The following is an 18501-nucleotide window of genomic DNA, read 5'->3' on the forward strand; positions in this document are numbered from 1 at the left end:
GAGATCGAGATCGTCGGTCAGACGGGTGCTGCGCAGGTTTTGCCACCATGTCGAATGCAGCCAGGGGTCGGCATCACGGGTGGAGAAGAAAAAGATCAGGTCGAGATCTTCGCCAAAGCGGTAGCGGGCATTTTCGGCGATCACCGACATGATCCTCGGCGCGGCGTGGTAGCCGGGATGGCGGCGCCGGCCCGGCAGATGGCCGGACAGATCCTCGGAGGACATCAGCACCGGGCGCGGGTCGTCGCGCTCTATGCGGCGAAAGAAGCGCATGGCGTAGCGCCCCACGGCGTTGAGCGGCTCGTCTTCCTCGGGGGCGGCGCAATGGGCCCGCGCGGCCTCGGTCAGGGCTTCGAAATCTTCCTTGAGGAACACCCGGAGCTGCGGCTCGAGGACAGCGCGGTTGGCACGGAGGGTGGTCTGGACGCTGGTGGTCCCGGTCTTGTGAAAGCCTGCATGGATGACCACTCGGGTCATTCGAGCAGGCCCTCCGGCGGGTCGGCGACGATGCGCCCCGAGGCAAGATCCACCGTCGGCACCGCGGCCTGCGTGAAGGGCAGCAGCACGGTCTTGGACTGGCCGGGCACCGTCAGCTCGAGCAGGTCGGTGGCGCCATGGTTGTGCACTGCTTTGACCTTGCCAAGCTCGACGCCGCCGGTGTCATAGACCGTCAGCCCGATCAGGTCGGTGTGGTAGAACTCGTCATCGGGCAGGGCGGGCAGCCGGTCGCGCGGGGCGTAAAGCCCGGTGCCGCGCAGGGCGTCGGCCTCTTCCTTGCTGCGCACGCCCGAGAGCCGCGCCGCGAAACCGCCCTTCACCGGGCGGGTGATCTGCACCTCGAAGCTGCGGCTGCCATCCTCGGTGGTGAGCGGGGCATACTCGGCCAGCGCCTCGGGCTCGGCGGTGAAGCTCTTGAGCCGCACCTCGCCATGCACCCCGAAGGCGCCCGCAATCGTTCCGACACAGATGGTTTCGCTCACGTCGGCCTCGCTCATGCCTGAATTACCGCGCTACTGGATAGACCAGAGCTGCGGCGCTTGGCAATCGACGCAGGATCAGAAGTTGAGCCGGATCACCCGGATGACGCCGAAGCGCACGCTCCACTGGTCCTGCGCGCCGTCCTGCACGATCGGGCTGTCGGCGGCATCGTTGAGCAGCGAGCGGTAGGTCACCCCGCCCTCGAGCCCCCAGTCGCGATTGATCTGGTAGCGCGCGACGAACTCGGCACCGGCGCCAAGCAGCCCGCCATCGGCATCATAGGCCGGGCGCGTTGCGGTGGCCTCGGAGGCGGAGACGCCGAAATAGGTGTTCGCGACCTCGTCATTGCCCCAGTAGAGGCGGGGGCCCATGCTCAGGCGCCAGTCGCTGGTCGGGCGGGTGATGAAATCGAACCCGGCCTCGCCGACCCAGCCCTCGTGGCCGCCGAAGCCGCGGCGCACATCGGCATAGGTGCGATAGTTCTCGGCGGTGTAGCCCACGCCGATGCCCAGCTCGACCGCCATGTCGATATCGTCCATGCCACGCAGTTCGTCATATTCCGAGGCGTCACGCTCGCCGATGAAATCGAACGAGCCGTGCACGTCGAAGCCGCGGAAATCGTTCCACGCGTCGCTATCGCCGAAATCGAGCCCCTCGGACAGTCGCAGCCCGTGGAAACGGAAGCCGAGATCCGGGGTCACGCCATACTCGTCCGAGCCAAGGTATTTCGGTGCCATGCCGACGCCGCCGCGCAGGCTGAAGACAAGGCCGCGCTGCCGGGTGTCCTGGCTCGACACGGTCGCGCTCGTTGCGGCCGTGTCCGAGGCTGCGTCCAGCGGAGACTTCACATCCTGTGCTGTGGCCACGGCGGGCACGGCGAGCAGGGCAAGCGCGAGGGCGGTTGCTTTGCGAAGGAATGTCATCGGGGGCGGCTCCTGACTGGGGCGTTGCGAGTCGTAGTCTAGCGCCTTTCGCACCTTTTCCTACTGTCGCGGAACAAAAAAGGCGCAGCGGGAAAAACCCGCTGCGCCTGTGTTGCCGAAAGGCAGCCGAGATTACTCGGCAGCGGCCTCTTCCGATGCCTCTGCGGCTTCGGCGGCCTTGGCGGCCTTGGCTTCGGCGCGCTCCTGAGCGGCCTTGCCCGGCTTCGCCTTGTTCGGGTTGTTGCGGGTCTTCTTCTCGGCGATGCCGGCGGTCTCGAGGAAGCGCGAGATGCGGTCGGTGGGCTGGGCGCCCTGGCCGAGCCAGTACTGCACGCGCTCGAGGTCCATCACCACGCGGCGCTCGTCGTCCTTGGCGAGCAGCGGGTTGTAGGTGCCGAGCTTCTCGATGAAGCGGCCGTCACGCGGCATGCGCGAGTCGGATGCGACGATGGCGTAGTGGGGGCGCTTCTTGGAACCGCCGCGGGCGAGACGAATCTTGATGGCCATTTCAGTTTCTCCTTATCGAATGGCGTTGGGTCGTGCCGGTGGGACCGGCGTCACGATTGGTGTTGTTCGTGGTGCTTGATGACTTCCTGAATGACGAAATTCAGGAACTTCTTGGCGAAGTCGGGGTCGAGGTCCGCCTTCTCCGCCAGATCCTGCAGCCGCGCGATCTGCATTTCCTCACGCGCGGGGTCGGAAGGGGGGAGGTCGTGCTGCGCCTTGAGGACGCCCACGGCCTGGGTGTGCTTGAAGCGCTCGGCCAGCGTGAAGACGAGGATCGCGTCGAGCCGGTCGATGCTTTCGCGGTGTTCCTTGAGCAGCGCTGCGGCGCGTGCCACCGGATCATGGGTCTCAGTCAATGGCCCAGCCTTTCGGTTTGAACAGGGGATCCTGGAAATTCGCGATTTCCATGTCGATGCCGTGGGCGAGCTGCGTGCCGCGCAGCGCCGCCGGGGCGGGATGGCGATAGACCGCGTCTGAGCCGTCGATCGAGGGCGCCTCGGCGTCCTTCTTGGCGCCGAGCCGTTCCGCAAGGCGGATCGAATCGAGGTTCTTCGGGTCGATATAGCTGACCGCGGTCTCCCAGCCCTTGTCTTCGTAGAAGTGGCGGCGGACGCGGTGCGTGGCCTCAAGCGCAAAGCCCTTGCCGGCCTTCTCGGGCCAGATGATCCAGGCGATCTCGCGCTCCGGCCACTTGGCCGGGCACCAGCCGCCGGCCATGCCCACGGTCTCGCCGCTGTCGCGCAGGTGGACCATCCACATGCCGTAGCCGCGAATCTCCCAGTGGCCGATCTCGGCGGCGTAGAGCATCCACGCCTCGTAGGCGTTGAGCGGACCGCCCATGAAGCGCGAGCGATAGGAGGCGAAGGTCGCCTTGAAATCCGGGTAGTCCTGCGGCTCGGGGGCGCGCAGCACCAGGCGGGCGGTCTCGAGCACGGGGATGTCATGATGCGCCATCACACGCCCTCCCGCTGCTCGGGGTGGCGATAGACGTGGCAGGTCTGACCGAAGAGCGTGTCTTCGCCCTCGAAATGCGCGCCGAGCCGCAGCGCGAGCGCCCGCGAGCGATCGTTGGTCGGGTCGATCATGCTGATCAGGCGGGTGAGACCGAAATGGCGGGCGGCGGCAGAACGCGCGGCCTCGACGGCCTCGTGGGCATAGCCCTTGCCCTCGTAGGCGGCGAAGATGCCATAGGCGAGCTCCGGCTCGGGCCATTCGATGTGATGCAGCACGCCGGCATGGCCGATCATCTCGCCGCTGTCGCGCACGGTGATGTGCCACAGGCCATAGCCGCGCAGCTGCCATTGCCCGGCACTGCGCAGCAGCATGCGCCAGACCTCGCCGCGGTCATACGGGCCGCCGACATATTTCGAGCGCTCCTCGGCGAAGAAGCCGCAGAGCGGGTCGAGATCCTCGAAGCGCGGGGCGCGCAGCACGAGGCGGTCGGTTTCGATCACGGGCACCTCGACGCTCATCCCAGCACCTCCTCGGGTCCGGGATGGCGATAGAGCATGTCCTCGCCCATGTTGTAGTTCACATAGGTGCGCTCGTAGGTGGCGCCCATGCGCTCGGCCAGCGCCACCGAGCGGGTGTTGCCCGGCACGATGTTCGAGGTCAGCGTGGTGAGGCCGAGATCCTCATAGGCATAGCGGCGCACGCGCTCGGCGGCCTCGCGGGCGATGCCGCGGCCTTCGAACCCTTCGAACACGACCCAGCCGATCTCGGGCTCGGGCCAGCCCTCGGGGTTCCAGATGCCGGAGATGCCGGCGGGCTGGCCGGTCTCTTTCATCTCGATGGTGAAGTAGCCGTAGCCGCGCAGCTGCCAGTGGCCGATATTGAGCGCAAACCAGCGCCACGCGTCGCCGCGGTGGTCGCAGCCGCCGAAGCCGCCGGCGCGCTCGCGGTCGAGCAGGAAGGTGATCATCGGCTCGGCATCGGCAGGCTCGGGGCCGCGCAGGATCAGGCGCTCGGTTTCGAGGCGGGGGGCGTTGGGCACGATCATGCGTAGGCCCCCGGGCTGCCATCCGCATCGGCGCGGTGACGGTAGACCAGCGTTTCCGCCCGGGTCTCGCCCTCGGGCAGCGGCGCGTCCGCGTCCTGCGTGGCGCCAAGCCGCTCGGCCAGCGCGATGGAGCGGTCGTTGCCGCGGTCGATATAGGAGACCAGGGTTTCGAAACCGTTTCCCCACGCCCAGTGCAGCGCCGCCTGCGCGGCCTCGGCGGCATAGCCCTTGCCCTCGGCGCCCTCGAGCAGGGTCCAGCCGATCTCGGGCTCGGGGAAATGCGGCGGATGCGACAGGCCGAGCTGCCCGAGGAAGGTGCCGTCCCTGGTCTCGATGCCCCAGTAGCCGAAACCCCGCAGATCCCACATGCCGACTTCGGACGCCAGCCAGCGCCACGAGTCCCTGCGCGCAAGCGGGCCACCCATGAAGCGCGCGCGGTCGGTCTCGAACAGGTCGCAAAGCGCCTCGAGATCGGCCAGCACGTGGCCTCGCAGGATCAGCCGCGGGGTATGGAGGACGGGGGCGGGCACGGGCTTACTTCTTCTTCCCCATGCCGCTCAGGCCGGGCGGCAGACCGCCGCCGCCGCCGAGACCGGGCAGGCCGCCGGGCATCCGGCCGCCCATCGCCTTGGCCGCCTGTTCCAGCGCCTTGGGGTCCATTTGGCTCGGGTCCATGCCCTCGGGCAGGCCGCCCTTGCCGAACATGCCCTTCATGGCCTGTTTCAGCATGCCGCCTTTGCCCATCTTGCCCATCTTCTTCATCATGTCGGACATCTGGCGCTGCATCTTCAGCAGCTTGTTGAGATCCGACACTTCCATGCCGGCGCCCTTGGCGATGCGCTTCTTGCGCGAGGCCTGCAGGAGCTGCGGGTTGGCGCGCTCCCTCTTGGTCATCGAGTTGATCAGGGCGATCTGCTGCTTGAGAATCTTGTCGTCGATCCCCGCGCCATCCATTTGCTTGGCCATCTTGGCGGCGCCGGGCAGCATCTGCATCATGCCTTCCATGCCGCCCATCTTGATCATCTGCTCGAGCTGCATCTTCAGGTCGTTCATGTTGAACTGACCCTTGGAGAAGCGCTTCATCATGCGCTCGGCCTGCTCGGCCTCGAGCGTCTGCTGCGCCTTCTCGACCAGCGCGACGATGTCGCCCATGCCGAGGATGCGGCCGGCGACACGGTCGGGCTCGAAGGTCTCGAGCGCGTCCATCTTCTCGCCGAGGCCGACGAACTTGATCGGCTTGCCGGTGACCGCGCGCATCGACAGCGCCGCACCGCCGCGGCCGTCGCCGTCCATCCGGGTCAGCACCACGCCGGTGATGCCGATGCGGGTGTCGAAGTTCTCGGCGGTGTGCACCGCGTCCTGACCGGTGAGGCCGTCGACCACCAGCAGCGTCTCGCGCGGGTTGGCGACATCGCGCACCGCCTCGACCTGCGCCATCAGCTCCTCGTCGATCGACAGGCGACCGGCGGTGTCGAGCATGTAGACATCGTAGCCGCCGAGGCCCGCCTGGGTCTTGGCGCGCTTGGCGATCGAGACCGGATCCTCGCCCTTGACGATCGGCAGCGTGTCGACGCCGATCTGGGTGCCGAGGATGGCGAGCTGCTCCATGGCGGCGGGGCGGTTGACGTCGAGCGAGGCCATCAGGACCTTCTTGCCGTCGCGCTCCTTCAGTCGCTTGGCGAGCTTGGCGGTGGTGGTGGTCTTGCCGCCGCCCTGCAGGCCGACCATCAGGATCGGCGCGGGCGGGCTGTCGACGCGCAGGGAGCCGGGCTCGCCTTCGCCGGCCAGCACCGCGATGAGCTCGTCATGGACGATCTTGACGACCTGCTGGCCCGGCGTCACCGACTTGGTGACCGCGGCGCCGGTGGCCTTCTTCTCGACCGCCTTGATGAACTGGCGCGCCACCGGCAGCGAGACGTCGGCCTCGAGCAGGGCGACCCGCACCTCGCGCAGCGCCGTGCGAACATCGTCCTCGGACAGCGCGCCCTGTTTCGTCAGCCGGTCGAAGACGCCGCCAAGGCGCTCTGATAGATTCTCGAACATGGGGCCGCGGGCCTCCCGTCTGTTGTCCTTGTGTCCCCCCGAGATAGGGGCGACGGCGCGATGAGTCATCGGGGCAATGCAGAATGGCCCCCGTGGGCGCAACGCGCTGACGGAGGGCGATCCCGGGCAGACCCCAAGGGACCGGAGGCGCAATACGGCTTCCGGAGTCGGGTCGCGGATACGGGTCGCAGCGCGTGGAGTCAAGTATTATGGCTTTTGCACATGCAGCAAAAACCCCGGGGGCAACGTTGCCGAGGCGCACGTTTTGCGCTACCTCTCGGGAAGACTGGATCCGGATGGCGAGAGCTTGCCACGGCTTCGTGCAGCGGTCACGGCAAACTGCGCAAAAATAGCACAGCTGTCTATTTTGCGCGCGGAATGCTGCCGGTGCGAGATTTCGGGCTGGTCGATTCGGCGAATTGCCGTTAAGGAAGTAACGATAAACGCTCATTTTGAAGGTGAAGCATGAAACTGAAATCCCTTATGACCTCGGCGGCCATCATCAGCATGCTGGCCTCCTCCGCAGCTTTCGCAGGCAGCCCGGTGGCTGTCGAAGAAGAAGATGATCCGTATGCACTCGCAGCAGCAGGTAGCTCCGCTGACGAGGCAACCATCGCTGCCATCGCAGGCGGTGCGGCTCTTCTGGCGCTGATCGCAGCGGCCAGCGGCGGCGACGACGACGACAGCTCGTCGACCACCACCACCTACAGCGCAGACTGATAGGCGGTTCGGCGCGCCTTTCCGCGCACCGTATCTGAGAATTCCTGAAACGCCCGGCTTTGGCCGGGCGTTTCGCTTTTTCGGCAGGCATCCCGGCTCACAGGCCGCGATTCGCGCGGGGGGCATTGAAATCCTGCGAGAATTCCCGGCATATCTGGGCTGAATGTGATCCGACGCACAGGCACCGACATGACCAACTGGGACGAGATCCGCACCGCCTACCAGGTGGCGCGACTGGGCACCGTCAGCGGCGCGGCGGAGGTGCTCGGCGTTCACCACGCCACGGTGATCCGCCATATCGACGCGCTCGAGGCCCGCATGGGGGTGAAGCTGTTCCAGCGCCACGCCCGTGGCTACACGCCCACCGAGGCCGGGCAGGATCTGGCCCGTGTGGCGCAGGCCACCGATGACCAGTTCCAGCAACTTGCCGGCCGCATCAAGGGCCAGGGCGAGGGCGTCTCGGGCGAGTTGCTCGTGACCTCGCTGATCAATTTCTCGCCGCTGATGGTCGGCGCGCTGCACTCCTTCCGCGAGGCGCATCCCGAGATCGTGGTGCGCTACCTGACCGGGGCGCGGCTGTTCCGGCTGGAATACGGCGAGGCCCATGTGGCGCTGCGCGCGGGCTCTGCTCCGCAGGAGCCCGACAACGTGGTCCAGCCTTTCGCCCGGCAGGCGGTGGCGCTCTACGGGGCACGCAGCTACGTCGAGGCGCGCGGCAAGCCCGACAGCGTCGAGGCGCTGCAGAGCCATGATTTCGTCGGGTACGACGATCCCGATTCCCGCGCGCCCTACGCCATCTGGATGAAGAAGCACGTGCCGTTCGAGCGCGTGGTGTTCCGCGCCGAGGATGGCCGGGTGCAGCAAGAAGCGGTGCGCGCAGGCGCCGGGCTCGGCTTCATGGCCGAACAGGAGGGGCGCGCCGATCCGAATCTGGTGCAGATCCTGCCGCCGCAGGAGGATTGGTCCTCGCCGCTCTGGCTGGTGACCCATGTTGATCTGCACCGCACGCCCAAGGTTCAGGCGTTCCTGCGCCATCTCAAGGAGTACGCGGCGGAGCGCGACAAGGCGTGAGCCCCGCAAGCCAGGGCCATCTCGCGATGTTGAGCTTCTCGGCGCTGGTCGCGGGGTCTTTTGCGATGGGCTCGCTGGCCGCGCCGCATATCGCGCCGACGGCGCTGAACGCAGTGCGCTTCGTGCTGGCGGCGCTGCTTCTGGCGGGCGTGGCGGCGGCCAGCGGCAAGGTCACGCGGGCCTCGCTCGATGCGCCGTGGCGCTATCTCGTGCTCGGCGGCTTGATGATCGCCTATTTCGTGCTGATGTTCGAAGGGCTCAAGACCGCCGCGCCGGTCAGCATGTCGGCGGTGTTCACCCTGACGCCGCTGATGGCCGCGGGGTTCGGCTGGCTGCTGATGCGCCAGCGCATGACCCGGCGCATGGCTCTAGCCCTCGCCGTGGGTGCGGTCGGCGCGCTTTGGGTGATCTTCGACGGCAGCCTGCGGGCGGCGCTGAGCTTCGGCGTCGGGCGCGGCGAGGCGGTCTATTTCGTCGGTTGCGCCGCACATGCCTTCTATGCGCCTATGGTGCGCAAGCTGAACCGCGGCGAGCCGGCGCTGGTCTTCACGCTCTGGACCAACCTCGCGGGCACGGTGCTGCTGCTGATCTGGGGCTGGCCGGCGCTGATGGCGACGGACTGGGCGGCGCTGCCGCCGATCGTCTGGATCACCATCGTCTACACCGCCGTCGCCGCCACCGCCGCCACCTTCGTACTGCTGCAGTTCGCGGCGCTGCGCCTGCCCTCGGCCAAGGTCATGGCCTACACCTATCTCACCCCGTCCTGGGTGATCCTCTGGACGCTGCTGCTGGGGCAGGGGGTGCCGCCGGCGATGATCCTCGTGGGCGTGGGCCTCACCGTGGTGGCGCTGCTTCTGCTGCTCAAGGACGAGTGAGGGGTGGCTCAGAGCGCTGGGCCGGTCCCAAGCTCTTCCGCAAGGAAGCGCTCGAACGCGTCGAGATTGACCGGCTCGACCAAGCCGAACCCGACCATCCAGACCGAGGCCTCGCGCAGCGCGTCGGGCTCGAGCTTGCACCACTTCACCCGGCCGCGCTTTTCCTGACTGATCAGCCCGGCGGCGGCGAGGATGGCGAGGTGCTTCGACACCGCTGCCAGGGACATCTCGAAGGGCTCGGCGACATCGGTCACCGCCATGTCGTCCTCGAGCAGCATCGCGAGGATGCGGCGGCGGGTCGGGTCGGCGAGGGCGGCGAAGACGGCAGAGAGCGTGTCGGTCATGCCGCCATAAGCCGTGCCGCCGGTGGCCCCGTCAAGCCGCTCTGGCGCAAGCTCAACCGTCCAGTTGAATAAGGATTTGCGCCCTCGTTGGCGCTAACCGGCCCTCTGAGCCCGCGCTGCGGTGCAGGTCGTGAAATTAAAACTCATCTATTACAATAACTTGGTCGACCTTTGCCCTCTGTTCACCGGTTCTTGACTCAGAGCCTCTCGCCGCATAGCAACATCGCGGAACTCCTTTGGGGCTGAACAGTGAGCGATCCCGATCCGAAGCAGCAACTCGATGCGCTGGAGGCGAAGATCGCGGCGGCCAAGGCCGCCCGGGAAAGCGACAAGGTCCATCAGGAGGAACACTATTCCCAGGCACAGCTCGCCTGGCGGATGGTTACGGAGATGGTTGCCGGTCTCGGGATCGGCTTTGGCATCGGATACGGGCTCGACGTGCTGTTCGGCACAACCCCGTTCCTCATGGTGCTGTTCACATTGCTGGGGATCGTGGCGGGTATCCGGGTGATGCTGCGCAGCGCCGCCGAAATCCAGCAGGCGCAACTGGCCAAGCAGGCCGGAGAAGACGAGAAGAGGGATCGCGATGGCGACTGAAGCAACGCACGGTGCTGAGATGGCCGAACACGGCGCGGAGCACGCAGCTGAAACGGGCGGTCTCGTCTTCCACCCGATGGACCAGTTCATCGTGAAGCCGCTCTTCGGCGACGGCCACGTGGGCATGTTCACCATCACCAACGTCACCCTGTGGATGCTGATCGCTATCCTCGTGATCGTCGCGCTGATGGTGCTTGGCACCTCGCGCCGCGCCGTGGTCCCCTCGCGCAGCCAGTCGGTGGCCGAGCTCGCCTACGGCTTCATCCACAAGATGGTCGAGGACGTGACCGGCAAGGAAGGTCTCGTCTACTTCCCCTACATCATGACCCTGTTCATGTTCATCGTCGTGGCCAACTTCCTCGGCCTGATCCCGATGAGCTTCACCACCACCTCGCACTTCGCGGTGACCGTGGTTCTGGCGCTCTGCGTGTTCCTCGGCGTGACCATCCTCGGCTTCGTCAAGAACGGCCCGTCCTTCCTGTCGATGTTCTGGGTCACCTCGGCGCCGCTGGCGCTGCGCCCGGTGCTCGCCATCATCGAGATCATCTCGTACTTCGTGCGCCCGGTGAGCCACTCCATCCGTCTTGCCGGCAACGTCATGGCAGGCCACGCGGTGATCAAGGTCTTCGCAGGCTTCGCCGGCCTCGCCGTCATCTCGCCGCTGTCGATCGTTGCCATCACCGCGATCTACGGGCTCGAGGTCATGGTGGCCTTCGTGCAGGCCTACGTCTTCACGATCCTCACCTGCGTCTACCTCAAGGACGCGCTGCATCCGCACCACTGACGTAGCGGCGGGGCGCTGATGCCCCGCTCTACCCCGCAGAACACCCCTATCGATCACTTCCACACGTAAGGAGATACCACCATGGAAGGTCAACTCGCACACATCGGCGCAGGTCTCGCAGGTCTCGGCACCGGTCTCGCCGCACTTGGTGTGGGCAACGTCGCCGCGAACTTCCTCGCCGGCGCCCTGCGCAACCCCTCGGCTGCTGCTTCGCAGACCGCGACCCTGTTCATCGGCATCGCATTCGCCGAAGCACTGGGCATCTTCTCCTTCCTCGTTGCTCTGCTGCTGATGTTCGCCGTCTAATCGACGGAACGAAAATCCTTACGCGCGGGCGGTCCCGTCCCTGACGGGCCGCCCGATGTAGAGACAACGTTCCGACGGAGGACGACATGGCGACAGAACCCATCGCCGAAGATTTCGCCGGTATTTGCGTGGACAGCCATGGCTCTGCCATCGGCATGCCGCAGCTTTGTTCCGACTGGATCCCGAACCAGGTCTTCTGGCTTGTCATCACGCTTGTGGTGATCTTCTTCGTGCTGTCGCGCATCGCTCTGCCGCGGATCGCTTCGGTCCTGGCCGAGCGCCAGGGCACGATCACGAATGATATCGCCGCCGCAGAGGAGCTGAAGCGCCAAGCCGCCGACGCCGAAGCGGCGTATGAGAAGGCGCTCGCGGATGCGCGCTCCGAGGCTCAGGCCATCGGTCAGCAGACCCGCGACGACATCAAGGCGAAGCTCGAAGAGGCGACCCGCGAAGCGGACGCCCAGATCGCGGAAAAGACCGCCGAGTCGGAAGCGGCCATCGCCGAGATCCGTGCGTCGGCCCTCGCGAATGTCGAGATCGTCGCGAAGGACACCGCGGAAGCCATCGTGGCTGCCCTCGGTGGCAAGGCGGATCAGGCAGCCATCTCGACGGCTGTCGACAACCGGATGAAAGGGTGAGCCGATGCGCAAGCTGATCATCACCAGCGCCCTCGGCGCAAGCCTTGCCAGCCCCGCGCTGGCGGCGTCCGGGCCGTTCTTCTCGCTGCGCAACACCGACTTCGTCGTGCTGCTCGGTTTCCTGCTCTTCCTCGCTGTCCTGGCCTATTTCAAGGTCCCGGGCATGCTGGGCAAGCTGCTGGACAAGCGCGCCGAAGACATCCGCAACGATCTCGACGAAGCGCGCGCGCTGCGTGAAGAGGCCCAGACGCTTCTTGCCTCCTACGAGCGCAAGCAGCAGGAAGTCTCGGCACAGGCAGAGCGCATCGTCGCGAACGCCAAGGAAGAGGCCGAGATTGCCGCCGTGCAGGCCCGCAAGGACCTCAAGGATGCCATCGCCCGCCGCCTCGCCGCTGCCGAAGACCAGATCGCTTCGGCTCAGGCATCGGCCGTGAAGGAAGTGCGCGACCGTGCCGCAGCCGTGGCCGTGGCAGCTGCCCGCGATGTCATCGCGCAGCAGACCAGCGCTGCAGACAAGGACCGGATGATCGACGAGTCGATCACGGAAGTGGGTGCCAAGCTGCACTGACCCGCAAGGTCCTTACGATTTCGGAAAAGCCCGGCCGTCTGGCCGGGCTTTTCTGCGTCTCGAGGCCGGTTCTGAGGCACGCGGAACACGGTCGGGGCTTGCCTTGGCGCCCGCCCATCGGCAAGACTTTGCTTGTTGGCTGCCACCAGATACGGTAGCCCGACCAGGTCCACAGCAGTACATGTGGTCATCAGGACAAGAGGGTAGCGTGGCACATATCATCGTCGTCGGGAACGAGAAGGGCGGGGCGGGCAAATCCACCGTCTCGATGCATGTCGCCACCGCTCTGGCCCGGCTGGGCTACAAGGTCGGCGCGCTCGACCTCGACCTGCGCCAGCAGACCACGGGGCGCTACTGCGACAACCGCCGCCGCTTTCTCGAGAGCGAGGGGCTCGAGCTTCCGAGCCCGAACTACATCGATCTACCGCAGGTCGACCCCGCCGATCTGGCGCCGGGCGAAAACGCCTATGACCACCGCCTGAGCAAGGCGGTCTCGATGCTCGAGGCCGACAGCGACTTCATCCTGATCGACTGCCCCGGCTCGCACACGCGTCTGAGCCAGGTGGCGCACACGCTGGCGGACACGCTGATCACCCCGCTCAACGACAGCTTCATCGACTTCGACCTGCTGGCCCGCATCGACAGCGACGGCGAAAAGATCCTCGGCCCGTCGGTCTATTCCGAGATGGTCTGGAACGCGCGCCAGCTGCGGGCGCAGGCCGGTCTCAAGCCGATCGACTGGATCGTGCTGCGCAACCGCCTCGGCGCGCAGCAGATGATCAACAAGATGAAGATGGAGAAGGCGCTCGAGCGGCTCTCCAAGCGCATCGGCTTCCGCATCGCGCCGGGCTTCTCCGAGCGCGTGATCTTCCGCGAGCTGTTCCCGCGCGGGCTGACGCTGCTCGATCTCAAGGATATCGGCGTCAAGCAGCTCAACATCTCGAACGTCGCCGCCCGTCAGGAGCTGCGTGACCTGATGAGCACGCTGAACCTGCCCGAGGTCGAGATCCGCTTCTGAGGCCCCTCTAGCGCAGCCGCCAGGCCAGCGCCGCGACCCCGACGCCTGAGCTCAGCAGCTCGATGCCGAGGAAAATCCCGAGAATGCCGCCCCCGGCCTCGGGGATGGCAAAGATGATCCACAGGCCCAGCAGCACCGAGATCACGCCCGCCGCCACCAGCCAGCCCCAGCCCTGGCGTTCGCGCAGATGAAAGCCGAGCAGGATCCGCACCAGCCCGACGGCGATGAAGAACCCGGCGATGATCAGCGTCAGCGATACGATCCCCGCAAGCGGATTCGCGAGCAGCGCGACGCCGAAGGCCAGCACGAGCAGGGCCAGAAACCCGGAGACCAGCCGCGCCGATCCCGGTCCGTCATCCTGAAACGCAATCCAGAGCTGCAGAACACCGCCCAGCAGCAGGATGCTGCCGGCGATGGCCACGGCGGTGAGCGAGGCGGCGAACGGGTTCAGGAAGGCAACGATGCCGCCGACAATGAGCAGCGCGCCGAGAACGAGCAGCCAGCGCCAGTCCGGGCCAATCGGGCGCCGCTGCGGGCTGTTGGGTTGGGGCGTTGGGCCGGGCATGGGTCTCTCCTCTGTATGAGGGGGTAACGGCGCCGGACCGCCCCCGTTCCATCACCATGACGCGAAGCGAGGTTGCAGAAAAGGCAGGGCTGGAGGATTTCAGCGACCGCGACCATCTCCTCTGCATCGCCCGGCCGCCCGCGCTGACCGGAGCCCCGGCCCGGGCACCGCTTGCCAAAGCTCTGGGGAAGGCGCACACGGGCCGGCATGGATGTGCGCCCGAACCCGCCGCTTGCCGCGGCCCTGACTCTGCTTGCCTCCGGCTTCGTCGCCGGCACCACGCTGCTGGCCAAGATGCTCGGCACCGAGACGTTGGGCCCCGCCCTGCACCCGTTGCAGGTGAGCCAGGGCCGGTTCGTCTTCGCGCTCATGGTGTTCTCGACCGCGGCGCTGATCCTGCGTCCAAAGATGACCCGGCCCGCTTTGCCGGTGCATACGCTCAGGGTCTTGTTCGGCTGGGGCGGGGTCAGCTTCATGTTCGCCGCCGCGGCGTTCATCCCGCTCTCGGACGCCACCGCAATCAGCTTTCTGAACCCGGTGGTTGGAATGCTGCTGGCGATCCCGTTCCTTGGCGAGAAGGTCGGGCGGGTGCGGATCTCGGCGGCGGTGATCGCGCTCACCGGCGCGATGATCCTGCTGCGCCCGACGCCGCAGGCTTTTCAGCCGGCGGCCCTGCTGGCGCTGGGGGCGGCGCTCTGCCTCGGGGCGGAGCTGGTGGTGATCAAGCGGCTCTCGGGGCGCGAGGGGGCGTTCCAGATCCTGCTGATCAACAACCTGATCGGCGCCTGCATTGCCAGCGCCGCGGCCTTCGCGGTCTGGCAGATGCCGACCCCGGCGCAATGGGCGGCGCTGGCAGGGGTGGGCGTGCTCATGGCCTCGGCGCAGACCTGCTTCATCCAGGCCATCCGCCGCGCCGATGCGAGCTTCGTCTCGCCGTTCTGGTACGCCACGCTGATCTTCGCGGCGCTTTACGATTTCCTGATCTTCTCGGTGCGGCCCGACGCGGTCTCGCTGCTCGGCACCGCCATCATCGTCGCCGGCGCGGGGCTCCTGGCCTGGCGCGAGGCGCGGCTCAGGCCCGCAGGCGCTAGGCCTTCAGGCGCCAGCCCGTCCGGAACAGCCCCCATGCCGCCAGCAACACCGCCGCCGTCGCCGCCAGAGCGATGACGAAGCCCATCGCCGGGTTGCTGTCGCTGACGCCGATCATGCCGTAACGCGCGCCGTCGATCAGGTAGAAGACAGGGTTGACGTGTGTGATCTCGTAGAGCCCCGGCGGCAGCGCCTCGACCGAGTAGAAGGTGCCCGACAGGAACGCCAGCGGCGTCACGATGAAGTTGGTGATCGCCGCCATCTGGTCGAACTTGTTGGCCCAGAGCCCCGCCAGCATCCCCATCGCCGACAGGAAGGCCGCGCCGAGGATGACGAAGACCAACAGCACCAGCGGATACTGCGGCACCAGCCCGGTGGTCAGGAACAGCCCGGTCGAGATCGCCACCGCGACGATCAGCCCGCGCGCTACGCCACCGGCGAGGTATCCCAGCACCAGCTCGAACGGCGCCAGCGGCGGCATCAGCGTGTCGACGATATTGCCCTGCACCTTCGAGACCACGATCGAGGACGAGGTGTTGGCAAAGGCGTTCTGGATCACCGTCATCATCAGGATCCCCGGCGCGATGAAGTCGGTGAAGGGCACGCCCATCACGTCTCCGCGACGCGGGCCGATGGCGATGGTGAAGATCAGCAGGAACAGCCCGGCGGTGACCAGCGGCGCCAGCAGGGTCTGGGTCCAGACGTTGACGAAGCGCATCACCTCGCGGCTGCAGAGCGTGTAGAGGCCGAGCCAGTTCACCTGTCCGAAGCGGCGTTCGCCGGGGTCTCTTTGCGGATAATCGGTCATGCGGGGGCCTTTCCTCTGCGGGGTTGGCTTGTAACTCGGATAGCGATGACTACAATAGGGCCACCCGCGGAATTTCCAGGCGGTCCGGTAGAGGGCCGCCTTTTTCAATGAGGATACGTCATGTCCTGGACCGATGAGCGCGTCGAGCTGCTGAAGAAGATGTGGGCGGAGGGACAATCCGCCAGCCAGATCGCGAAAGAGCTCGGCGGCGTCACGAGAAACGCCGTGATCGGCAAGGTCCATCGCCTCGGTCTGTCGAACCGCACCGGCGCCGGTGCCGCCCCGGCAGCCGCCGCGGCCCCCGCCAAGGAGGCGAAGCCGGCCAAGGAGGCCAAGCCTGCGCCCAAGCCCAAGCCCGCCCCGGCGGAGCCCGCGGCCGAGGCCGCCCCGCGCGAAGAGGCGGCGTCTGTGCCCGAGACCCGTCCGGCGGTGTCGCCGGCGCGCAAGCAGATCATTCCGGCCGGCCAGCCGCTGCCGCCGCAGCCCTCGGCCAACGAGATCAGCCCCGAGGCTCTGGCCAAGGTCAACGAGATCGAGAAGAAGGCCAAGAAGCTCACCCTGATGGAGCTGACCGAGCGCACCTGCAAATGGCCGGTGGGCGACCCCGCGACCGAGGATTTCTGGTTCTGCGGTCTGCCGGTGCAGCAGGGCAAGCCCTATTGCGAGGCGCATGTGGGCGTCGCCTTCCAGCCGATGTCGTCGCGCCGCGACCGTCGCCGCTGAGGCGCTTGTCGCAAACGGAAAACGAGGCCAGCACTCCCATGACCACGGGCAGGGATCATCTGCCGGGATGCCGCAAGGCAGCGCGTGACGCCGCCCGCGTCACGCTGACTGTCCGGCAGCGGGAGATCTGAGAGATGCGCGACGCGCCGCTGCTCAATCTTGTGCTCGGCGTCGTCCTGGCCATCGCGCTTGGCTGGCTGCTGATGATCGGGCAGGCGATCCTGTTGCCGATCCTTGCAGCGGTCATCACCGTCTACATCATCGTCACCGCCTCCGAGGCGCTGGCCACCCTTCCGGGCATGCGCCGCCTGCCGATCACGGTGCCGCGGTTCCTCGTGCTGCTGCTTTTCACGCTGGTGGTGGTGGTGATCGCCGTGGTGGTGGCCGCCACCGCCCGCGAGATCGCCGCCGTGGCGCCAAAATACGAGACCAATCTCGGTGGGCTGCTGGACCGCAGCGCCGCGGTGTTCGATCTCGACACCCAGGATCTGCTGACCGAGATCCGCGCCGTGACCATCGATCAGATCGACATCCGCAGACTTGTGGTGGCGCTGCTTGGCGGCTTCACCAGCGTCGGCTCATCGATCTTCCTCGTCATCGTCTATGCCGCCTTCCTGCTCTCGGAGCGCGAGGGCTTTCACGGCAAGATCCGCGCCGCCTTCCGCGACGAGGCCAGGGCCGCGCAGGTCTCGGCGATCATCGGCGACATGAACCGCAAGATCGGCGACTACCTGTTCGTGAAGACGCTGATCAACCTGATCGTCGGCGTCCTGTCTTTCGTGGTGCTCTGGGCCATGGGGGTGGATTTCGCGCTGTTCTGGGCGATCACCATCGGCCTGCTGAACTACATCCCCTATGTCGGCTCCTACATCGCCGTCGCCATGCCGGTGCTGCTGTCGCTGGCGCAGTTCGCCTCGCTCTCGACCACGCTGGTGCTCACGGCGCTCCTGGTGGCGGTGCAGATGTTCGTGGGCAACTATCTCGAGCCGCGGATCATCGGCCAGCAGCTCAACCTCAGCCCCTTCGTCGTCATCGTCTCGTTGATCTTCTGGGCCGCGCTCTGGGGCGTGCCGGGGGCGATCCTCGCGATCCCGATGACCTCGGTGATCGTGATCGGCCTGTCGAGCTTCGAGTCCACCCGCTTCCTCGCGGTGCTGCTGGCCAACCGTGTCGAAGACGAGAACACCCTGATCCACTCGAACAAGAGCTGAGGCCCGCGCGGGCCGCGGCGCGGTCAGGCAAGAGCCGCGACGGTTCCGATTCTCCCGGGATGCGCCCACGCCCGGGCAGGAGGCGGGCCGATGCGTCGCGGGGTGCGTTGGTTCCGCTCCGACCGGCCCCCTTGATCGGCGGGGGGAGTCCCTGTATCTCGCCTGTCATGACTCGGGTTCTCGACCTCGGCGACCGCGCGCGTCTGCGTGAACGGTTCTACGGTGCCACCTTCACGGTGCTCGCGCGGCTATAAGCCTGTCATCGCCCGCCCCGGCGCGGGACAATGATGCCTCGCGCCCAGCCCAAGCTATTCTACATTCCGGAGAGGAACCCATGTCCGGCAAGACACTCTACGACAAGATCTGGGATGCCCATGTCGTCCAGCAGGACGAAGACGGCACCTGCCTTCTGTATATCGACCGCCACCTCGTGCACGAGGTGACCTCGCCGCAGGCCTTCGAAGGCCTGCGCATGACCGGCCGCAAGGTCCGCGCGCCGCAGCGCACCATCGCCGTGCCCGATCACAACGTGCCGACCACGACCGACCGTGCCAACGGCATCGAGAACGAGGAAAGCCGCATCCAGGTCGAGGCGCTCGACAAGAACGCCAAGGATTTCGGGGTCAACTATTACCCCGTCAGCGACATCCGCCAAGGCATCGTGCACATCGTCGGCCCCGAACAGGGCTGGACCCTGCCGGGCATGACCGTGGTCTGCGGCGACAGCCACACCG

The 18501-nt window shown here is 66.7% G+C and carries 25 protein-coding genes and 1 pseudogene; 13 read left to right on the forward strand and 13 right to left on the reverse strand.

The window, feature by feature from the left end:
- The 10 genes and pseudogenes from AC6RA4_RS12245 to ffh form a co-directional block, all read right to left on the reverse strand.
- Window positions 1–477: pseudogene (locus tag AC6RA4_RS12245) on the reverse strand (hypothetical protein); the annotation flags it as partial.
- On the reverse strand, window positions 474–980 hold the full coding sequence (gene rimM / locus AC6RA4_RS12250; protein WP_500160693.1) for a ribosome maturation factor RimM: 507 nt from the start codon (window positions 978–980) through the stop codon (window positions 474–476). The gene rimM and the pseudogene AC6RA4_RS12245, both read right to left, overlap by 4 nt.
- 75 nt (window positions 981–1055) lie before the next feature.
- On the reverse strand, window positions 1056–1901 hold the full coding sequence (locus AC6RA4_RS12255) for a MipA/OmpV family protein (protein WP_500160654.1): 846 nt from the start codon (window positions 1899–1901) through the stop codon (window positions 1056–1058).
- Window positions 1902–2033: 132 nt separating this feature from the next.
- The gene (gene rpsP / locus AC6RA4_RS12260; protein ID WP_500160656.1) at window positions 2034–2408 is read right to left on the reverse strand and encodes a 30S ribosomal protein S16; all 375 of its coding nucleotides are present in this window, start codon (window positions 2406–2408) and stop codon (window positions 2034–2036) included.
- Window positions 2409–2458: 50 nt separating this feature from the next.
- Complete coding sequence (locus AC6RA4_RS12265; RefSeq protein ID WP_500160657.1) at window positions 2459–2764, reverse strand: chorismate mutase; 306 nt, start codon at window positions 2762–2764, stop codon at window positions 2459–2461.
- Window positions 2757–3362: a GNAT family N-acetyltransferase gene (locus AC6RA4_RS12270; protein WP_500160659.1), complete on the reverse strand. Its 606-nt coding sequence runs from the start codon at window positions 3360–3362 to the stop codon at window positions 2757–2759. The genes AC6RA4_RS12265 and AC6RA4_RS12270 overlap by 8 nt, the downstream gene beginning before the upstream one ends.
- A complete protein-coding gene (locus AC6RA4_RS12275; protein WP_500160661.1) occupies window positions 3362–3880 on the reverse strand; it encodes a GNAT family N-acetyltransferase in 519 nt (172 codons plus the stop codon). The genes AC6RA4_RS12270 and AC6RA4_RS12275 overlap by 1 nt, the downstream gene beginning before the upstream one ends.
- Window positions 3877–4407 carry a GNAT family N-acetyltransferase gene (locus tag AC6RA4_RS12280; protein WP_500160662.1) on the reverse strand — a complete coding sequence of 177 codons (531 nt, stop codon included), beginning with the start codon at window positions 4405–4407 and terminating at the stop codon, window positions 3877–3879. The genes AC6RA4_RS12275 and AC6RA4_RS12280 overlap by 4 nt, the downstream gene beginning before the upstream one ends.
- Window positions 4404–4937, reverse strand: a complete 534-nt coding sequence (locus tag AC6RA4_RS12285) for a GNAT family N-acetyltransferase (protein WP_500160664.1) — start codon at window positions 4935–4937, stop codon at window positions 4404–4406. The genes AC6RA4_RS12280 and AC6RA4_RS12285 overlap by 4 nt, the downstream gene beginning before the upstream one ends.
- A 4-nt stretch (window positions 4938–4941) precedes the next feature.
- Window positions 4942–6450, reverse strand: a complete 1509-nt coding sequence (ffh, locus tag AC6RA4_RS12290; protein ID WP_500160666.1) for a signal recognition particle protein — start codon at window positions 6448–6450, stop codon at window positions 4942–4944.
- Between the two features lie 465 nt (window positions 6451–6915).
- On the opposite strand from ffh, the gene AC6RA4_RS12295 reads away from it, so the two are divergent.
- The 3 genes from AC6RA4_RS12295 to AC6RA4_RS12305 all read left to right on the forward strand — a co-directional run bounded on the left by AC6RA4_RS12295 (window position 6916) and on the right by AC6RA4_RS12305 (window position 9116).
- Window positions 6916–7170 carry a hypothetical protein gene (locus AC6RA4_RS12295; RefSeq protein WP_500160668.1) on the forward strand — a complete coding sequence of 85 codons (255 nt, stop codon included), beginning with the start codon at window positions 6916–6918 and terminating at the stop codon, window positions 7168–7170.
- Window positions 7171–7359: 189 nt separating this feature from the next.
- Entirely contained in the window at window positions 7360–8241 is an 882-nt protein-coding gene (locus tag AC6RA4_RS12300) for a LysR family transcriptional regulator (RefSeq protein ID WP_500160695.1), read from the forward strand.
- Between the two features lie 26 nt (window positions 8242–8267).
- Entirely contained in the window at window positions 8268–9116 is an 849-nt protein-coding gene (locus AC6RA4_RS12305) for a DMT family transporter (RefSeq protein WP_500160697.1), read from the forward strand.
- Between the two features lie 8 nt (window positions 9117–9124).
- Here AC6RA4_RS12305 and AC6RA4_RS12310 read toward each other — a convergent pair whose 3' ends face one another.
- On the reverse strand, window positions 9125–9460 hold the full coding sequence (locus AC6RA4_RS12310; RefSeq protein ID WP_500160670.1) for an ArsR/SmtB family transcription factor: 336 nt from the start codon (window positions 9458–9460) through the stop codon (window positions 9125–9127).
- Between the two features lie 249 nt (window positions 9461–9709).
- On the opposite strand from AC6RA4_RS12310, the gene AC6RA4_RS12315 reads away from it, so the two are divergent.
- From AC6RA4_RS12315 to AC6RA4_RS12340, 6 genes are all read left to right on the forward strand, one after another.
- Entirely contained in the window at window positions 9710–10057 is a 348-nt protein-coding gene (locus AC6RA4_RS12315) for an AtpZ/AtpI family protein (RefSeq protein WP_500160672.1), read from the forward strand.
- Window positions 10047–10841: a F0F1 ATP synthase subunit A gene (locus tag AC6RA4_RS12320; protein WP_500160674.1), complete on the forward strand. Its 795-nt coding sequence runs from the start codon at window positions 10047–10049 to the stop codon at window positions 10839–10841. Before AC6RA4_RS12315 ends, AC6RA4_RS12320 begins: the two co-directional genes overlap by 11 nt.
- A gap of 81 nt (window positions 10842–10922) precedes the next feature.
- The gene (locus AC6RA4_RS12325; RefSeq protein ID WP_007796655.1) at window positions 10923–11147 is read left to right on the forward strand and encodes a F0F1 ATP synthase subunit C; all 225 of its coding nucleotides are present in this window, start codon (window positions 10923–10925) and stop codon (window positions 11145–11147) included.
- Between the two features lie 86 nt (window positions 11148–11233).
- Complete coding sequence (locus tag AC6RA4_RS12330; RefSeq protein WP_500160676.1) at window positions 11234–11785, forward strand: F0F1 ATP synthase subunit B'; 552 nt, start codon at window positions 11234–11236, stop codon at window positions 11783–11785.
- 4 nt (window positions 11786–11789) lie between these two features.
- Window positions 11790–12353, forward strand: coding sequence for a F0F1 ATP synthase subunit B (locus tag AC6RA4_RS12335; RefSeq protein ID WP_500160678.1), 564 nt, complete (start codon window positions 11790–11792; stop codon window positions 12351–12353).
- A 208-nt stretch (window positions 12354–12561) separates the two neighbouring features.
- Window positions 12562–13371 carry a division plane positioning ATPase MipZ gene (locus AC6RA4_RS12340; protein WP_500160680.1) on the forward strand — a complete coding sequence of 270 codons (810 nt, stop codon included), beginning with the start codon at window positions 12562–12564 and terminating at the stop codon, window positions 13369–13371.
- Window positions 13372–13378: 7 nt separating this feature from the next.
- On the opposite strand, the gene AC6RA4_RS12345 is transcribed toward AC6RA4_RS12340, so the two are convergent.
- A complete protein-coding gene (locus AC6RA4_RS12345; protein ID WP_500160682.1) occupies window positions 13379–13936 on the reverse strand; it encodes an HdeD family acid-resistance protein in 558 nt (185 codons plus the stop codon).
- 207 nt (window positions 13937–14143) lie between these two features.
- On the opposite strand from AC6RA4_RS12345, the gene AC6RA4_RS12350 reads away from it, so the two are divergent.
- Window positions 14144–15103 (forward strand): DMT family transporter, encoded by a 960-nt coding sequence (locus AC6RA4_RS12350; RefSeq protein WP_500160684.1) that lies wholly within the window; start codon window positions 14144–14146, stop codon window positions 15101–15103.
- Here AC6RA4_RS12350 and AC6RA4_RS12355 read toward each other — a convergent pair.
- The gene (locus AC6RA4_RS12355; RefSeq protein WP_500160685.1) at window positions 15024–15833 is read right to left on the reverse strand and encodes an ABC transporter permease; all 810 of its coding nucleotides are present in this window, start codon (window positions 15831–15833) and stop codon (window positions 15024–15026) included. The two genes, AC6RA4_RS12350 and AC6RA4_RS12355, sit on opposite strands and share 80 nt — an antisense overlap.
- A gap of 120 nt (window positions 15834–15953) precedes the next feature.
- Between AC6RA4_RS12355 and AC6RA4_RS12360 the strand changes: the two genes are divergently transcribed.
- The 3 genes from AC6RA4_RS12360 to AC6RA4_RS12370 all read left to right on the forward strand — a co-directional run.
- The gene (locus AC6RA4_RS12360) at window positions 15954–16556 is read left to right on the forward strand and encodes a GcrA family cell cycle regulator (protein ID WP_500160687.1); all 603 of its coding nucleotides are present in this window, start codon (window positions 15954–15956) and stop codon (window positions 16554–16556) included.
- A gap of 134 nt (window positions 16557–16690) precedes the next feature.
- The gene (locus AC6RA4_RS12365; RefSeq protein ID WP_500160689.1) at window positions 16691–17767 is read left to right on the forward strand and encodes an AI-2E family transporter; all 1077 of its coding nucleotides are present in this window, start codon (window positions 16691–16693) and stop codon (window positions 17765–17767) included.
- Window positions 17768–18101: 334 nt separating this feature from the next.
- Window positions 18102–18501 (forward strand): aconitase family protein (locus AC6RA4_RS12370; RefSeq protein ID WP_500160691.1); only part of this gene is annotated, 400 nt, incomplete at its 3' end.

The sequence above is a fragment of the Salipiger sp. genome, assembly GCF_059781815.1.

Excerpts from the sequence above, each read along its gene's own strand:
- AC6RA4_RS12255 (WP_500160654.1), bottom strand. The coding sequence starts at position 1,901 with ATGACATTCCTTCGCAAAGCAACCGCCCTCGCGCTTGCCCTGCTCGCC.
- rpsP (WP_500160656.1), bottom strand. The coding sequence starts at position 2,408 with ATGGCCATCAAGATTCGTCTCGCCCGCGGCGGTTCCAAGAAGCGCCCC.
- AC6RA4_RS12270 (WP_500160659.1), bottom strand. The coding sequence starts at position 3,362 with ATGGCGCATCATGACATCCCCGTGCTCGAGACCGCCCGCCTGGTGCTG.
- AC6RA4_RS12275 (WP_500160661.1), bottom strand. The coding sequence starts at position 3,880 with ATGAGCGTCGAGGTGCCCGTGATCGAAACCGACCGCCTCGTGCTGCGC.
- AC6RA4_RS12280 (WP_500160662.1), bottom strand. The coding sequence starts at position 4,407 with ATGATCGTGCCCAACGCCCCCCGCCTCGAAACCGAGCGCCTGATCCTG.
- ffh (WP_500160666.1), bottom strand. The coding sequence starts at position 6,450 with ATGTTCGAGAATCTATCAGAGCGCCTTGGCGGCGTCTTCGACCGGCTG.
- AC6RA4_RS12295 (WP_500160668.1), top strand. The coding sequence starts at position 6,916 with ATGAAACTGAAATCCCTTATGACCTCGGCGGCCATCATCAGCATGCTG.
- AC6RA4_RS12300 (WP_500160695.1), top strand. The coding sequence starts at position 7,360 with ATGACCAACTGGGACGAGATCCGCACCGCCTACCAGGTGGCGCGACTG.
- AC6RA4_RS12305 (WP_500160697.1), top strand. The coding sequence starts at position 8,268 with ATGTTGAGCTTCTCGGCGCTGGTCGCGGGGTCTTTTGCGATGGGCTCG.
- AC6RA4_RS12310 (WP_500160670.1), bottom strand. The coding sequence starts at position 9,460 with ATGACCGACACGCTCTCTGCCGTCTTCGCCGCCCTCGCCGACCCGACC.
- AC6RA4_RS12320 (WP_500160674.1), top strand. The coding sequence starts at position 10,047 with ATGGCGACTGAAGCAACGCACGGTGCTGAGATGGCCGAACACGGCGCG.
- AC6RA4_RS12325 (WP_007796655.1), top strand. The coding sequence starts at position 10,923 with ATGGAAGGTCAACTCGCACACATCGGCGCAGGTCTCGCAGGTCTCGGC.
- AC6RA4_RS12330 (WP_500160676.1), top strand. The coding sequence starts at position 11,234 with ATGGCGACAGAACCCATCGCCGAAGATTTCGCCGGTATTTGCGTGGAC.
- AC6RA4_RS12335 (WP_500160678.1), top strand. The coding sequence starts at position 11,790 with ATGCGCAAGCTGATCATCACCAGCGCCCTCGGCGCAAGCCTTGCCAGC.
- AC6RA4_RS12345 (WP_500160682.1), bottom strand. The coding sequence starts at position 13,936 with ATGCCCGGCCCAACGCCCCAACCCAACAGCCCGCAGCGGCGCCCGATT.
- AC6RA4_RS12350 (WP_500160684.1), top strand. The coding sequence starts at position 14,144 with ATGGATGTGCGCCCGAACCCGCCGCTTGCCGCGGCCCTGACTCTGCTT.
- AC6RA4_RS12355 (WP_500160685.1), bottom strand. The coding sequence starts at position 15,833 with ATGACCGATTATCCGCAAAGAGACCCCGGCGAACGCCGCTTCGGACAG.
- AC6RA4_RS12360 (WP_500160687.1), top strand. The coding sequence starts at position 15,954 with ATGTCCTGGACCGATGAGCGCGTCGAGCTGCTGAAGAAGATGTGGGCG.
- AC6RA4_RS12365 (WP_500160689.1), top strand. The coding sequence starts at position 16,691 with ATGCGCGACGCGCCGCTGCTCAATCTTGTGCTCGGCGTCGTCCTGGCC.